This window comes from Erythrobacter sp. AP23, assembly GCF_001542855.1.
GTDB lineage: Bacteria > Pseudomonadota > Alphaproteobacteria > Sphingomonadales > Sphingomonadaceae > Qipengyuania.
Window position 1 is genome coordinate 13,426 of record NZ_LNBY01000015.1, and the last position, 15,243, is coordinate 28,668.

16 protein-coding genes are annotated in these 15,243 nt (G+C 64.5%); all 16 read right to left on the reverse strand.

The genetic code is table 11. The annotated features are described in order from the left end of the window. Positions 1 to 96: 96 nt before the first annotated feature. Positions 97 to 1,431, reverse strand: a complete 1,335-nt coding sequence (locus ASS64_RS06780; protein ID WP_067691782.1) for an ammonium transporter — start codon at positions 1,429 to 1,431, stop codon at positions 97 to 99. Positions 1,432 to 1,445: 14 nt separating this feature from the next. Continuing rightward, on the reverse strand, positions 1,446 to 1,784 hold the full coding sequence (locus tag ASS64_RS06785) for a P-II family nitrogen regulator (protein WP_067691785.1): 339 nt from the start codon (positions 1,782 to 1,784) through the stop codon (positions 1,446 to 1,448). Between the two features lie 144 nt (positions 1,785 to 1,928). Continuing rightward, positions 1,929 to 2,630 carry an endonuclease/exonuclease/phosphatase family protein gene (locus ASS64_RS06790; protein ID WP_067691788.1) on the reverse strand — a complete coding sequence of 234 codons (702 nt, stop codon included), beginning with the start codon at positions 2,628 to 2,630 and terminating at the stop codon, positions 1,929 to 1,931. Positions 2,631 to 2,637: 7 nt separating this feature from the next. Next, entirely contained in the window at positions 2,638 to 3,195 is a 558-nt protein-coding gene (locus ASS64_RS06795) for a pyridoxamine 5'-phosphate oxidase family protein (protein WP_067691791.1), read from the reverse strand. Beyond that, positions 3,195 to 4,067 carry an alpha/beta fold hydrolase gene (locus tag ASS64_RS06800; RefSeq protein ID WP_067691794.1) on the reverse strand — a complete coding sequence of 291 codons (873 nt, stop codon included), beginning with the start codon at positions 4,065 to 4,067 and terminating at the stop codon, positions 3,195 to 3,197. Before ASS64_RS06800 ends, ASS64_RS06795 begins: the two co-directional genes overlap by 1 nt. 37 nt (positions 4,068 to 4,104) lie before the next feature. Further along, complete coding sequence (locus ASS64_RS06805) at positions 4,105 to 5,625, reverse strand: peptide chain release factor 3 (RefSeq protein WP_067691797.1); 1,521 nt, start codon at positions 5,623 to 5,625, stop codon at positions 4,105 to 4,107. Positions 5,626 to 5,730: 105 nt separating this feature from the next. After that, complete coding sequence (locus ASS64_RS06810) at positions 5,731 to 6,483, reverse strand: SDR family NAD(P)-dependent oxidoreductase (RefSeq protein WP_067691801.1); 753 nt, start codon at positions 6,481 to 6,483, stop codon at positions 5,731 to 5,733. After that, positions 6,480 to 8,870, reverse strand: a complete 2,391-nt coding sequence (pheT, locus tag ASS64_RS06815; RefSeq protein ID WP_067691803.1) for a phenylalanine--tRNA ligase subunit beta — start codon at positions 8,868 to 8,870, stop codon at positions 6,480 to 6,482. The genes ASS64_RS06810 and pheT overlap by 4 nt, the downstream gene beginning before the upstream one ends. Beyond that, positions 8,867 to 9,967 (reverse strand): phenylalanine--tRNA ligase subunit alpha, encoded by a 1,101-nt coding sequence (gene pheS, locus ASS64_RS06820; protein WP_067691805.1) that lies wholly within the window; start codon positions 9,965 to 9,967, stop codon positions 8,867 to 8,869. Before pheS ends, pheT begins: the two co-directional genes overlap by 4 nt. A 63-nt stretch (positions 9,968 to 10,030) precedes the next feature. Further along, entirely contained in the window at positions 10,031 to 10,954 is a 924-nt protein-coding gene (locus tag ASS64_RS06825; RefSeq protein WP_198147673.1) for an AraC family transcriptional regulator, read from the reverse strand. Between the two features lie 76 nt (positions 10,955 to 11,030). Then, on the reverse strand, positions 11,031 to 11,930 hold the full coding sequence (locus tag ASS64_RS06830) for an AraC family transcriptional regulator (RefSeq protein ID WP_067691810.1): 900 nt from the start codon (positions 11,928 to 11,930) through the stop codon (positions 11,031 to 11,033). A 106-nt stretch (positions 11,931 to 12,036) separates the two neighbouring features. Further along, the gene (locus tag ASS64_RS06835) at positions 12,037 to 12,882 is read right to left on the reverse strand and encodes an AraC family transcriptional regulator (RefSeq protein ID WP_234002351.1); all 846 of its coding nucleotides are present in this window, start codon (positions 12,880 to 12,882) and stop codon (positions 12,037 to 12,039) included. Between the two features lie 144 nt (positions 12,883 to 13,026). Then, on the reverse strand, positions 13,027 to 13,386 hold the full coding sequence (gene rplT, locus ASS64_RS06840) for a 50S ribosomal protein L20 (RefSeq protein ID WP_067691817.1): 360 nt from the start codon (positions 13,384 to 13,386) through the stop codon (positions 13,027 to 13,029). 23 nt (positions 13,387 to 13,409) lie between these two features. Continuing rightward, positions 13,410 to 13,613 (reverse strand): 50S ribosomal protein L35, encoded by a 204-nt coding sequence (gene rpmI / locus ASS64_RS06845; RefSeq protein WP_067693021.1) that lies wholly within the window; start codon positions 13,611 to 13,613, stop codon positions 13,410 to 13,412. Between the two features lie 118 nt (positions 13,614 to 13,731). Then, on the reverse strand, positions 13,732 to 14,472 hold the full coding sequence (locus ASS64_RS06850; protein ID WP_067691820.1) for an SDR family oxidoreductase: 741 nt from the start codon (positions 14,470 to 14,472) through the stop codon (positions 13,732 to 13,734). Continuing rightward, positions 14,469 to 15,242, reverse strand: a complete 774-nt coding sequence (locus tag ASS64_RS06855; RefSeq protein ID WP_067691823.1) for an inositol monophosphatase family protein — start codon at positions 15,240 to 15,242, stop codon at positions 14,469 to 14,471. The genes ASS64_RS06850 and ASS64_RS06855 overlap by 4 nt, the downstream gene beginning before the upstream one ends. Position 15,243 lies beyond the last annotated feature (1 nt).

Genomic DNA, 15,243 nt, shown 5'->3' on the forward strand with positions numbered 1-15,243 from the left:
CTCCGGCCCGAGTAAGTCGGTGTTCGCAGGAGGAACACGGTTGGGCGGGGGCACCGGAAGAGAGAGGAGAGAACGGCGCCCCCGCCGAGCTTGCGATCAGTTGGCCCGGGCGAATTCCGGGTAGGCTTCGATCCCGGTTTCGCCGATATCGAGGCCCGTCATCTCTTCGTCTTCGCTCGGGCGGACACCGATGGTGACCTTGAGCGCGAACCAGACGATGGCGGAGGCGGCGGAGACCCACACGGCGGTCAGCAGCACGCCGACGGCCTGGCCGGCGAAGGTCGCATCGCCCGTCCACGGCACGATCATCGTGCCCCAGATGCCGGCGACCAGGTGGACCGGGATCGCGCCGACCACGTCGTCGATCTTGAGCTTGTCGAGGATCGGCACGAAGATCACCGGCAGCAATCCGCCGATGCCGCCGATCAGGATCGCCTGACCGACCGTGGGTGCGAGCGGTTCGGCGGTGATCGCCACGAGGCCCGCCAGCGCGCCGTTGAGCGCCATGGTGACGTCGGCCTTCTTGTAGCGCAGCTGCGTCGCGATGATCGCCACCACCACGCCTGCCGCGGCGGCCATGTTGGTGTTGACGAAGATCTTCGACACGTCGGAAACGTCGCCCACCGTGCCCATCGCGAGCTGCGAGGCGCCGTTGAAGCCGAACCAGCCGAGCCACAGGATGAAGGTGCCGAGCGTGGCCAGCGGGATGTTGGTGCCGGGGAAGACATTGACCTGTCCGCCCGGTCCATAGCGCCCGAGCCGCGGCCCGATGATCAGCGCGCCGACCAGTGCGGCCCAGCCGCCGGTCGAGTGCACCAGCGTCGAACCGGCGAAGTCGGAGAAGCCCCACTCGGTGTCGAGATAGCCCGCGCCCCATTCCCAGCTGACCACCACCGGATAGATCACGGCGGTGAGCAAGGTCACGAAGATGAAGAACGGCACGATCTTGATCCGCTCGGCAACCGTGCCCGACACGATCGAGGCGGTGGTGGCGCAGAACACCATCTGGAAGAACCAGTCGGAGGCGACCGAATAGCCGGTCTCGAGATCGGCCTCGCCCACACCCTGCATGCCGTAGGGCCCGCCGGCGATGCCGAACAGCGCGCTCGAGGCCTCGCCATGCGGATAGGCGATGTTGTAGCCGATCACCCAGAACATCAGCCCGGCGATCGAATAGAGCCCGATGTTCTTCAGGCACTGGGTCGACGTGTTCTTCGCGCGAACCAGCCCGGCTTCGAGCATGGCGAAGCCGGCGGCCATCCACATGACGAGGAAGCCGCCGATCAGGAACAACAGAGTGTTGAGGATGTAGCCGGTGCCGCCGCCGACCGCGTCGGCAGCCGGTTCGGCCACCTCCTGGGCAAGCGCCGGTTCGGCAAGGACGAGAGCCGCGAGCGTGAGCGGCGCGGCACGGGAAAACAGTCGGGTCATTGGTCGGGGCCCCCTCAAAGCGCGGTGTCGCCGGTCTCGCCGGTGCGAATGCGCGTGGCGGTGGCGAGGTCGAATACGAAGATCTTGCCATCGCCGATGGCTTCGGTGCTGGCGGTTTGCTGGATCGTCTCGACCACCTGTGGAGCCAGGTCGTCGCTGGCGGCGATCTCGAGCTTCACCTTGGGCAGCATGTTGGTCGAATATTCCGCGCCGCGGTAAATTTCGGTCTGCCCTTTCTGGCGGCCGAACCCCTTGACTTCGGTAACGGTCATTCCGGCCACCCCGATGCCCCCCAAAGCCTCACGGACTTCGTCGAGCTTGAATGGCTTGATGACTGCGATGATGAACTTCACGCCTTCACCCCCTGATGTGATCCGCCGGCCCAGTCACCGGCGTTCGCACATGCAGCAAAGTGCGTGCCAAACGCGTTCAGGGTAAGAATCGGCCACGCATCGCGACCGATACGCAAATATATTGCCCAATCCTTAAGCGCGTGCCTATTTTTTCATCAGCTGGAGCGTCGCCACGACGGGCAGGTGGTCGGACGCCACGGCCGAAAGCCCGGTGTGGTGCACTTCCGCCGACTTGCAGCCCCAATGGCTGCTCGCAACGATCCGGTCGAGCGTGGCGACCGGTTGGCGGCTGGGATAGCTGCGTCCGGGCGTGAGGATCTGCCATCCACCAGTGAACTCGCGCATCGCGCCGGTACGTCTGCCCCACTGGTTGAAATCGCCCATGATGACCGTGGGCCAATCGCCGGCGCAGCGATCGGCGAATGCAAGCAACGCGCGAATCTGGTCTCGGCGGCGGAGCCCTGACAGATCGAGATGGGTGCCGATCACTCGCAGGCGGTGTCCCTCGACCACGATCTCGCCGCAGACGGCACCACGCGGTTCGAGCGTGGGAAGGTCGAGCGCCTCACCCCCCAGGATTTCGATGCCTCTGCGCACCAGCAATGCATTGCCGTGCCAGCCGATGCTGCGCGGGCGCTTGGCCACCTCGACCACGCGCCAATCGGTGTCGTCGATTTCGGCGCGTGGAAGCACGCTCGCCCGCTGACCGATCCGGCGGTCGGCCTCCTGCAGCGCGACGATGTCCGCATCGATCTCGTGCAGCACGGTCAGGATGCGCTCGGGATCGCGCTTGCGGTCGAGCCCTACACCCTTGTGGATGTTGTAGCTGGCGAAGGTCAGCTGCACGTACGCGCTATTCGCCTGCGAAATAGCGGTCGGTCGGCCGCGTGGGCAGGCCGTCGATGCTCTTCGTGCGCCCCTGCGTCTTGGCAAGCCATTCCTGCGGATCGGACTGGGCGTGCGCTTTCTTCAGCGTATGGCGCTCGTCGCGATAGTCCATGAAGGGCACACCCCAACCGCAGCTGGTCTGGACGCTTTCGACTGCGATATCGAAGATCTGCCGCGTTCCCGGCATCAGGTCGAAATGTCCGACCAGTTCATCCCAGCCATCGTCCTGCGGCAACACCGCCCGCCCCCTTCCGTAGATCCGCAGGATCAGCGCAGGCCGGTCGAAATTGCAGAACATCAGGGTTATCCGCCCGTCAGCGGCGAGATGCGCGTGCGTTTCGTTGCCCGAACCCCCAAGATCGAGATAGGCGACCCTGTCGGGCGCGATTACGCGAAAGGCGTCGTAGCCCTTGGGGCTCAAATTGATGCGGGCATCTTCGGCGGCGGTGGCAACGAAGAAGACCGGCTGCTTGCCGATCATCGCGATATGCTTGTCGTCCAGCGCGTCGAAGAAATCGGCCATCAGAGAAAGTCCCTTATCGTCGTCATGAAGCGGTCGAACTGGTCGTGATGGAGCCAGTGGCCGGCATTTTCGAACTCGATCACTTCGGCATTGGCGAAATGGTCGAGCCGCCCATCGCCTTCCGGGTTCGAGGCCCAGCTGTCGGCGCCGTAGAGCAGCAGCGTGGGGGCGGTGATCGCGGCCCAGGTCTGATGGAGGAACTGATCGGCAATGTCCTCGACCGCCCAGACGTTGAGATGCGGATCGAATTTCCAGCTATAGGTGCCGTCCTCGTTGCGGTTGACCCCATGGATCGTGAGATGCCGCGCCTGCTCCTCCGTAAGGTAGCTGTTCTCCTCGATCATACGCGCAAAAGCGGCCTCGATGCTCTCGTATTTGCGCGGGGATCGGCCCGAGGCGGCGCGCTTCTTGCCGATCCATTCGTTGAGCCGTTCGGGATAGGTCTTTTCGCGCATCTCCGCCTGGCGCTTGGGGCTTGGCCCCAACCCCTCGATCGCGACGATCTTGCTGACCATATCGGGAAAGGTCCCGGCATAGCGCAGCGAGACATTGCCGCCCATCGAATGCGATACGATGGTCACCGGTCCCACGCCGAGCTGATGGACCAGCTGGGCGAGATCGTAGACCATGTCGTTGGCGGAATAATTGCCGTCGGAAACCCAGTCGCTGTCGCCATGGCCGCGGTGGTCCATCGCCACGACATGCCAGTCGTCACGCAATTGTTCGGCGACCCAGTCCCAGCTGCGCGCATGATCGCGCCCGCCATGGACGAGCACCAGCGGCGGCTTTCCGCGATTGCCCCAGTCGAGATAATGCAGCCGCAGCCGCTGCGAGATGAAGGTCTGCGAAGTCGGTCCGGCGTGAAGCGTCATGCGCGGGCTTTGCGCCAAGCCCGCGGGCAATTCAACCTCAGCGCTCCTTCGTGGCGGAGAAGGTGAGGTCCGGGTTCTTCTCTTCCTGGTAGTTCACGTCCCAGGGGCTCTTGGCCATGAATACGAGATCCCCGTCGCGGTCCTTGGCGAGGTTGGAGAGATTGAATTTCTCGAATTCCGCCAGGGCCTTGTCGTCACCCTTGATCCAACGCGCGGTGGCGAAGGGCGAGGCTTCGAGCTTTGCCTCGACCTTATATTCGGCCGAGAGGCGCGAAATCAGAACGTCGAGCTGAAGCTGACCCACCACGCCGATGATCCACTGGCCGCCGATCTCGGGATAGAAGACCTGGATCACGCCCTCTTCGGACAAATCGTCGAGTGCCTTGCGCAGCTGCTTGGTCTTGGTCGGATCGACCAGCGCAACGCGGCGCAGGATTTCGGGCGCAAAATTGGGCAGGCCGGTGAAGCGGATCGCGTTCTTTTCGGACAGCGTATCGCCCACGCGCAGCGTGCCGTGGTTGGGAATGCCGATAATGTCGCCCGGTTCGGCCGTGTCCGCGACCTCGCGGTCCTGCGCGAAGAACAGGATCGGAGAATGGATCGCGACCGGCTTGCCCAGACCCGATGGCGTCAGCTTCATCCCGCGCTTGAAGGTGCCCGAGACCTGCCGCATGAAGGCGATGCGGTCGCGATGGTTCGGGTCCATATTGGCCTGCACCTTGAAGATGAAGCCCGTGACCTCGCCATGATCCGGCGCGATCTCGTCTTCGCCGGCGGGCTGCGGGCGCGGCGGCGGGGCGTATTTCGCGATCGCCTCGATCAGTTCGGTGACCCCGAAATTCTTGAGCGCCGAGCCGAAGTAGACTGGCGTGAGGTCGCCATTGCGGTAGGCCTCGAGATCGAATTCCGGATAGCCGATCTTCGCCAGCTCGATGTTCTCGGCGAACCGTTCGGGGATAGCCGGATCGCAATCGCGCGTGCCGGTAAATTCTTTCGACGGGCCTTCGGGCCGCGCGACGCAGCCGGTGTCGAAGTCGAGCACGCCTTCGAACTCGCCGCCCATGCCCACCGGATAGGCTTGCGGGCTCACGTCGAGCGCCAGCATGTCGGCGATCTCGTCGAGCAGCTCGAATACGGGCCGCCCCTCGCGGTCGACCTTGTTGACGAAGGTGATGATCGGCACGCTGCGCAAGCGGCAGACCTCGAACAGCTTGCGCGTCTGCGGCTCGATACCCTTGGCCGCATCGATCACCATGATGGCGGAATCGACCGCAGTCAGCGTGCGATAGGTATCTTCGGAGAAGTCCTCGTGCCCCGGCGTGTCGAGCAGGTTGAAAGTGATGCCCTCGCGCTCGAATGTCATCACGCTGGAGGTGACCGAGATGCCGCGCTGCTGCTCGATCTTCATCCAGTCCGAGCGCGCCCGGCGCGCCTGCCCGCGTGCCTTGACCTCGCCCGCCAAGTGGATCGCGCCGCCGGTCAGCAGCAGCTTCTCGGTCAGAGTGGTCTTACCCGCGTCGGGGTGCGAGATGATCGCGAATGTGCGGCGGTCTGACATATTCTCTTTTCCTACCCTCCCGTTCGCATCGAGCGAAGTCGAGATGCGTCCAGGTCAACCGTGTCTCGACTTCGCTCGACACGAACGGAGACGGGCGTTGATGGGTTAGTGGTGTTCGCGCGCGACGCGGAAGCCGGCGAAATCCTGGTTTACCGGCATCAGTTCGAGCCGGTTGATGTTGAGGTGCGGCGGCAGCTCGGCGATCCAGCGGATCGTATCGGCGATGTCCTGCCCGGTCATCGGGTCGGCACCGCGATAGAGATCGTCGCTCGCCTCCTGGCTGCCGGTGCGCACCAGCGTGAACTCGGTCTCGACCATGCCCGGCTCGATGCTGGTCACCCGCACGCCCGTGCCGTGGAGATCGGCGCGCAAAGCGAGCGTGAAGTGGTTCACGAAAGCCTTGGAGCCCGCATAGACATTGCCGCCCGGATAGATGTAGCTGCCCGCGACCGAACCGATGGTGATGATCGCGCCCTTGCGCTCGATCAGCGTGGGCAGCAGCTTGCGGGTGAGCACCACCATGGCCGTCACATTGGTGTCGATCATGGTCTGCCAGTCGTCGAGGCTGGCTTCCTGCGCGGGCGACAGTCCCTGCGCGAGACCGGCATTGTTCACCAGCAGATCGATATCCGCGAACGCTTCGGGCAATGCCGCAATCGCCGCGTCCATGGCTTCGGTGTCGCGGACATCGAAACAAGCGGCATGGACCTTGTCCGCGCCAAGGTCCTCCACCAGCGCGTCGAGCCGTTCCTTGCGCCGCCCGGTCGCCACGCAGCGCCAGCCGCTGGCAACGAGGGTGCGCACGGTCGCTTCGCCGATCCCGGCGGTTGCTCCGGTGACGAATGCGGTCCGGCTCATCCGCGCAACTCCGCACCCTGCTTGCCGGCGCTCGCGACCACCTTGTCCGAGATCGCCTTGATCTCGGCATCGGTGAAGCTCTTCTCGCCCGGCTGGAGCGTGACTTCGACCGCGACCGACTTCTTGCCTTCGGGCACGCCCTGTCCTTCGAACACGTCGAACACGCGCGCTTCGACGATTGCCTTCTTGTCTGCGCCACGCACCGCCTTCACGAGGTCGCCCGCCGCAAGATCGGCCGGGACGAGGAAGGCGAAATCGCGCGTGAGCGACTGAAGCGCGGGCGGCGCGTAATGCGCACGCGCGAAGCCAGCCCCCTTCTTCGCCGGGATCGAATCGAGGAAGATCTCGACCGCCATTACCGGACCGTCGATGTCGAAGGTCTTGAGCGTCTTGGGATGCAGTGCGCCGAAGCGGGCGAGCACGTTCTTGGGCCCCAAACGCAGCGTGGCCGACTGGCCGGGGTGGAACTGGTCGCCCGCCTCGCCCATCACCATCAGATTGCCGACCGGTGCGCCAGCCGCCTCCAGCAGCGCCATGGCCTCGGCCTTGGCGTCATAGGCATCGAAGCCCTCAGACTTGCCCTCCGCCCAGCCGCGCGAAGTCTTGTTGCCCGCGAGCACCACGCCGAGCGTCGGTTTCTCGTCGCTCGCGCCGCCTTTCCCGCGGAAGTAGCGTCGGCCGATCTCGAACAGGCGGCTGCCATACGCGCCGCGGTCGGCGTTGCGCTTGGCCGCAGCGAGCAGCCCCGGGATAAGCGAGGGGCGCATCGCCTTCATGTCCTCGCTGATAGGGTTGTCCAGCACCCACAGCTCGGCGCCGTCGGCAAAGTGCTCGGCGTCGGCGGTCGGCAGGAATGACCAGGTCACAGCCTCGTTGAGACCGCGCGCAGCCGCCGCACGGCGAAGCTTGCGCTCCTGCTTCTGCAGCGGGCTGGCGGTCGGCTTCGCAACGCCTTCCGCGCGCGGAAGTGCGACGCTTGTCACATGGTCGAGACCGTGGATGCGCACGACTTCTTCGACCAGGTCCGCCGGACCTTCGATATCGTGGCGGCGCGGCGGGCAGGTCACCTGCCAGTCATCGGCGACGACGAAGTCGAGCGATCCGAGGATCGCGCGCTGCTCGTCCTGCGCCACATCGATCCCGCCGAGGTGCGAGGTGAGGTGCGGGTCGAAGGCGATGACCTTCGGCTCGGCCGGGGCCTCGCCCGCCCGCGCGACCTTTGTGGGCGTGCCGCCGCAGGTCTTGAGGATCAGCGACGTCAGGATCGCAAGGCCGTCGTCGAGGAAGGCCGGGTCGACGCCGCGCTCGAAGCGCGTGCGTGCGTCCGAGGCGAGGCCGAGCTTGCGACCCGTCACGCCGATCCGCTCGGGATCGAAATAGGCGATCTCGAGCAGCACGTCGGTCGTCGCTTCGGTCGCACCCGAATGCTCGCCACCCATGATCCCGGCAATATCGTGTACGTCGTTATCGTCGGCGATCACGGTCATGGTGTCGTCGAGCGCGTAGGTCTTCTCGTTGAGCGCCTCGACCCTCTCGCCGTTTTTCGCGCGCCGCGCCACTACGGGACCCGACAGCTTGGCGAGGTCATAGACATGCGCCGGACGCCCGAAGGCGAGCATGAGGTAGTTGGTCGCATCGACCAGCGCCGAAATCGGTCGCTGACCCGCCGCGATCAGGCGGCGCTGCATCCATTCGGGCGAAGGCTTGTTGTTGTCGACACCGCGGATGACCCGGCCGTAGAACGCGGGGCAGCCTTCCGGATCGTCGGTACGGATTTCGACAGGGCAGGCGCCCTCGCCCTCCATCGCGGTCACCTCGACCGGCTTGAATGTACCGAGGCCCGCCGCCGCGAGGTCGCGCGCGATGCCTTGAACGCCCATGCAATCGGGGCGGTTCGGCGTGATCGCTACATCGAACACCGGCGAGGCATCGTGATAGTCGGCGAAGGTCTGGCCGACCGGCGCGTCCTCGGGCAGCTCGATGATGCCATCGTGCTCCTCGCCCAGTTCGAGCTCGCGCACCGAGCACATCATGCCGTTCGATTCGACACCGCGGATCGCGCTCTTGCGCAGTTCCATGCCATTGGCCGGGACCACCGCACCAGGCAGGCCCAGCACGCCCTTCATGCCCGCACGGGCATTGGGCGCTCCGCACACCACCTGCAGCGGGTCGCCCTCGCCCGTATCGACGGTCAGTACCTGCAGTTTGTCGGCATCGGGGTGCTTGTCGGCGGTCAGCACCTTGGCAACGCGGAAACCGGCCAGCCTGTCCGCCGGATCCTCGATGCCTTCGACCTCGTGACCGATCCGGTTGAGCGCGGCAGCGATGTCCGCCACGCCTGCATCGGTGTCGAGGAAGTATTTCAGCCATTCGAGCGAGAACTTCATGCTTTCGCTCCCACGCCTGCGGAAAGGGTCGGCTGGTCGAAGGGCGAGAAGCCGTAGTGGTCGAGCCAGCGCTGGTCGCCGTCGAAGAAGGCGCGCAAATCGTCCATCCCGTATTTGAGCATGGCGAGGCGATCGACACCCACGCCGAAGGCGAACCCCTGCCATTCCTCGGGATCGAGCCCGGCAAACTCGATCACGCGGGCGTTGACCATGCCACTGCCGAGCAATTCCATCCAGCCATGACCGGGCGCATCGCCGTCACCGCCGAGAACCCGGCGTCCCTTCACGTCCTGCCAGCCGACATCGACCTCGACCGAAGGCTCGGTGAAGGGGAAGTAGGAAGGGCGCAGGCGGAGCACGATATCGTCGCGCTCGAAGAAGGCCTTGAGGAAGGTCTCGAGCGTCCATTTGAGATGGCCGAGGTGGATATCCTTGTCGATGACGAGGCCTTCGACCTGATGGAACATCGGCGTGTGCGTGGCGTCGCTGTCGCTGCGATAGACGCGGCCCGGCGCGATGATGCGGATCGGTGCGCCCTGCTTGACCATCGAACGAATTTGCACCGGCGAGGTGTGCGTCCTGAGCAGCATGCGCCGCCCGTCGCTGTCGACGTCCGGGAAATAGAACGTGTCGTGCATGGCGCGCGCGGGGTGCGTTTCGGCCATGTTGAGCGCAGTGAAATTGTGCCAGTCGTCCTCGATCTCGGGACCGGTCGCGACCGAGAAGCCGAGGTCGGCGAAGATTTCGGCCAGCTCGTCCATCACCTGGCTGACCGGGTGGACACTTCCCTTCGGCGATTCGTGCGCCGGCAGGGTGAGGTCGAGGCTTTCGGTTGCAAGCCGCGCCTCCAGTTCGGCGTTCTCGAGCACTGCCTTTCGCGCAGCGATGGCATCGGCGGTTTCGCTGCGCAGGCCGTTGAGCAGCGGACCCTGTACCTGCCGCTCTTCCGGCGTCATCTTGCCAAGCGTCTTCATCAGGCCCGAGATCGATCCCTGCTTACCGAGGAATTCGATCCGCAACGCTTCGAGGGCGGCGGCATCGGGCGCATTTTCGATCCGCGTCAGCGCATCGGTCTTGAGTTGGTCGAGGTCGGTCATTCTGTCTGGCTTGGAACAATCGGGGAAAGGTGCCCGCGCCCCCTAGCGGCAAGAGCGCGATTGCTAAAGCCCAGTTTCGGAATCGCCGGCTCGTGCAGGGTGATACAGCGCCTGCATGGTGACGCCGGCTTTTGCATTCGTGACGCTGACCGCAGCGGTGATGATCGGATGTGGCCGGGATGCAAACTCGCTGGGCGTCATGCCCATCGTCGCACGGAAATCGCGGATGAAATGGGCTTGGTCCCAGTAATGCGTGTCGAGCGAGCCGATCCAGCGCATGGACGGATCGAGCATGTATTGGCCAAGGCTGCGCAGAAACCGCTGGCGCTTCAGCAGCGTGCGCGGCGGAAATCCGAAGTGGCGCTTGCAAAAGCGTTCGAAAGTGCGCGGGTTCATTCCCGCCCCGGAGGCGATTGGGGCGACCGAGGACGCGTCTTCCGAGAGGAAATCGAGGTGGACGGCGCGAACTGTTTTGTCGACTTCCGGCCGCTCGCCGAGCAAGGCGCGAAAGGTCGTATTGATGAGTGTCGCCGCACGTTCGACATCGTCGCCGTCTTCGCGTAGCTGATCGAGCATCGTCTGGAGCGGTTCAAGCTCGGCCGAGCCGCCGATGTCGCCAAAGCGGTTCGTCATCTGGCTTGCGGGTGTGCCGATGAAGCGGACCCAACCGGCGGGCGTGAGGCCGATGCCCCAGAATTTCCCGCCACCAATGCGCAAATAGGTAACGCGGTCGGTCGGGCCCGAGATAACCGAAGGGACCACTCGGACGACCGGATCGTCCCCGATCGCAGCCTCGTAGACTTCCGCTCGCCCAGTCCTGAGGTTGCCCTCTTCAGGCGGCAGCCAATCTTCCACGATTACCCCGTCGGCTATTTCGGTTCGGTAGTAGGCCGAAAGATAGGGAGCGAGATCGGGTGGCGGGCCGATGAGCCGCAGCTTCAAACCACCTGATTCGTAGTCGGTTACCTCCAGCGAAGATTTCTGCAATGCGCCCTTTCCTACCAAGTCTTCCGGCCCTTTGCCGCGACGGGCGACAGGCCGGTGCGAAAGCCATGGGCGCCCGTCATTCAGTCGGCGGCGCAGCAGGTTTGTGCAGGACCTGCATCGCCTCCCCCGCAATGGCCGTACGCGCATGCGCGGCGGCCATCAGGACCGGGTGCGGCAGCCGCGCATAGTCCGTTGGCGACATGGCCATGAAGCGTTTGAAATCCCGCACGAAATGGGCCTGATCGTGATAATGGCTATCGAGCGTGTCGATCCATTTCAGAGACGGGTCGAGCATGAACTTGGCAAGGCTGCGAACGAATCGCTGCCGGCGAAGCAGCAGTTGCGGTCCGAATCCGAACATCCTGTTGCAGAATCGTTCCATCGTGCGCGTGCTCATGCCAAGGCACTGCGCCAGTTCGGTCACGCTGTGATAGCGTTGGTCGGTGAATGCAGCTCCGACGCGCTGCATCTCCGCCTCGCGCGCGGCGGGCGTAGCGAACAGAATTTTCAGCTCGCGTAGCATCGCATCGCGTTCCGCGATGATATCGTCGTTTGCGTCGGGAACGCAGGCACACAGCGGCCGCAATCTTTCGAAAGCGGCGTCCACCTCGACATCGGCGTAACGATCGGCGTACTCGCTGGCCCGTGCGGCGGTCATCCTGGCCCAGCCGAGCGGCAGGATTCCGATCCCCCACGATCTGCCTTTGTGCGCCCGGAAATGCGTGGTGATACTGGTCGGCCCCGCGATGACGGCGCGCGGAACCCGCTCGAGCGGCTTGCCCCCCATTCCCGCTTCGACGGTCCGATCGGGAATGAGCCGGAGGTTCGCCCATTCGGGATGCAGCCAGTCTTCCACCGGCTCGTCCTCGGCCCCCGAGATTTCAAGGTGGTAAAGAGTCGTGACGAAAGGCCGCAGCTCCTCCGGCGGCAGGAAGAAGCGCAAAGCCACTGCGGAAGTTGCGCCCCCGACGGTCACTATCGCTTCGCCCTATGGCAGGCGCGCAATTCAAGCCTGTTCGAACCCATTGGAATCACGTCCCTCTTGGCCCGGCTAGCAGATTTCGTCGCTTCCGTCACGAGGATCAAGGAAGTTCGAGCGTCTGGGCGGGAGACCCCCAGATCCGCTTGCGCTCGGCCATGAAGGCGGACAGGACGGGATGCGGCTGGGCCGCATATTCGCTTGGCGTGCAACGCATGAAGGCATGGAACTCGTGCACGAAGTGCGACTGGTCGTGATAATGGCGGTCGATCACTTCCGACCAGCTTGCCCGCGGCTCGAGCATGAAGGCGGCAAGGCTACGCATGAGGCGCTGTCTTCGCAGCAAGAGCCGCGGCGAGAAGCCGAAATGCCGCGCGCAGGCGCGTTCGAGCGTGCGCTTGGACAGACCGCACCGTCGCGCGAAATCGTCAACCTGCAGCAGGCGCGGATCGACCATCACTTCGTGGATCTTCTGGATGCGACGGCTGTCGCGCGGAGGATCGGCCAATTGGCGGAAGAAATCGATCAAGTGGGCGAATTGCGCTTCGTCCGAATAGTCGCGAGAACACAGCGTGTCGCATAGCGGAGCGAAACGGGAGAACAGGGGCGACTTTTCTCCGTCGACGGCCGTATTGGTATGTTCGCTGGCATCGACACCGACAAAGCGTGCCCAGCCGAGCGGAAACAGCCCGGCGCCCCACATACGGGTCCGCCCGAGCGTGAAATGCGTAGGACAAGAGCTGGGGCCGGTCGCCTGAAACCGCGCCCCGCTGATCCGCGGTCCATCGGGAATTTCGGCAGAAGGCGGATTCTCGCTGAAGAACCGCAGATTGCACCATTCGGGCTGGAGTGAATCCTTCAGGACCTCGCCTTCGGGCAGGTCCACTTCGAGCCGGTAAATGGTCGAGAAGCAGGGTGCGAGATCGGCTGGTGGCGCAAAGAAGCGCACATCGATAAAATCCTGGCCGATCAGTCGCCTCCCCCAACTAGCTAGGTGATTATACCTAGTTGTGGGTTGGCGACAAGCGCCCCCGAAAGAAAAAGGGCACTCCGCGTAGGGAGTGCCCTTCTTAGCGAGGTACGGGTCGGGCAGTTAGGCGGGAAGCGCCTTCTTGGCCTGCTCGATGATCGCTTTGAAAGCCGCGGCTTCGTTCATTGCCAGATCGGCCATGACCTTGCGGTCGAGTTCGATGCCGGCGAGCTTGGTACCGTGCATGAACTGCGAATAGGTCAGGCCTTCGGCGCGGACCGCCGCGTTGATGCGCTGGATCCACAGAGCGCGGAAGTTGCGCTTCTTGATCTTGCGATCGCGGTAGGCGTACTGGCCGGCCTTCTCGACCGCCTGGCGGGCGATGCGGATCGTGTTCTTGCGACGGCCGCGATAGCCCTTCGCCTGATCCAATAGACGCTTGTGCTTCTGGCGCGTCGTGACGCCGCGTTTGATGCGAGGCATTTCGTATTCTCCTTAGTTCGCGCTCAGTCGAGGCCGTAGGGCGCCCACTTCTTCACCGTCTTGCTGTCGGCTTCCGACAGGACGGTGGTGCCGCGGTTCTGGCGAATATACTTCGCATTGTGGCTGATCAGGCGGTGGCGCTTGCCGGCCACACCGTGCTTGACCTTGCCGGTTGCGGTGATCTTGAAGCGTTTCTTCACACCGCTCTTGGTCTTCAGCTTGGGCATTTTCATCTCCTTGTGAGAGACACGTCGCGCCAGCCCTGGCAGCCCTTACGGCCAGACCGGCGGTGATTCACGTGTCGGTGAAGGCCGCGCACTTAGCGATTCTGCGCACAAAAGCAAGTCAGAAGTGGGTCAGATAGCCGCCGTCGACTGCGAGAGTGTGGCCGGTGATATAGCTCGCCTCGGGCGAGGCGAGGAAGGCGACCGCGCCGGCGATTTCGTCGGGCTCGCCCCAGCGGCCGAGCGAAGTGCGCCGCGAGAGATGCTCGGCAATGTCGGGATCGGCGGTCATCTCGCCGTTCGCCTCGGTAGCGAAGTAGCCCGGGGCCACGGCATTCACGGTGATGCCGGTGATGCCGAGTTCGGCAGCGAGGGCGCGGGTGAGCGCGGCCAATCCGCCTTTGCTCGCCGTGTAGAGCACATCGCCGCGCGCGATATCGGCAGCGATCGAAGTGATGTTGACGATCCGCCCATATTTTCGCGCCTGCATCAGCGGCAGCGCCCGGCGCGCGAGATCGAAGGGCGCGACAAGATTGGTGGCGAGCATGGCGGCCATGTCCTCCCGTCGCAATTGGACGAGCGGACGCCGGTCGCGCTGGCCGACATTGTTGACGAGGATATCGAGGCCGCCATCGGTAAGCGTCGCAAAGGCCGCTTCGGTCGCAGCGTCATCGGCGATATCGAAAGCCAGCACGCGCGCCCCGCCGCCGATTCGTCTTGCCGCGACTTCGAGAGCTGCCCGGTCGCGCCCGTTGAGCCATACGGTCGCGCCATCCTCGGCCAACCGCCGCGCGATCTCGTAGCCCAGCCCGCGCGCCGCGCCTGTGACCAGCGCGATGCGACCGTCGAGCTGTCCGCTCATCCCATCGCCTCGAGTACGTCCTCGAGCCGAGCTGCGTCGCCCAGCGCGATCACGCGTCCGTCGCTGTCGGCATCGAGCGGATTGCCCTGCCAGTCGCTCATCACTCCGCCGGCCCCTTCGACGACCGGAACGAGCGCGGCGAAGTCGTGCAGTTTGAGCCCCGCCTCGATCACCACGTCGATGTGGCCGGAAGCAACGAGGCCGTAATTGTAGCAATCGCCGCCATAGATGATCTTGCGCTCGGCCACCGCCTTGGCGACGCCCATGAAGGCATCGACATCGTCGCCCTCGAACTGGTGCGGCGTGGTCGTACCGAGCACCGCTTCGGAGAGCTCCCTGCACGCGACGGCGTGCGTCTGCTTGCCGTTGAAGGTCGTGCCTTCGCCGATCCGCCCGACCCAGCGTTCGCGCGCGATAGGCTGGTCGATGACGCCGAGCACCGGCCAGCCATCCTGCATGAGCGCAATCAACGTGCCGAAAATCGGCCGCCCCGCGATGAAGCTGGTCGTGCCGTCGATCGGGTCGAGCACCCATTGCCGGCCCGCGCCTTCGTTGCGGGTGCCGTACTCCTCGCCGATGATACCGTCGTCGGCGCGTTCGCTCTCGAGAATCGCGCGCATCGCGGCCTCGGCAGCACGGTCGGCCTCGGTCACGAAGCTGCGATCGGCCTTCTGTTCCTGCGACCATTCGCCGCGGAACAACGGACGGATGGTTTCGCCTGCTGCGTCGGCGAGGCGGTTGGCAAGAGCGAGATCGGCCGCGGTCGCCATG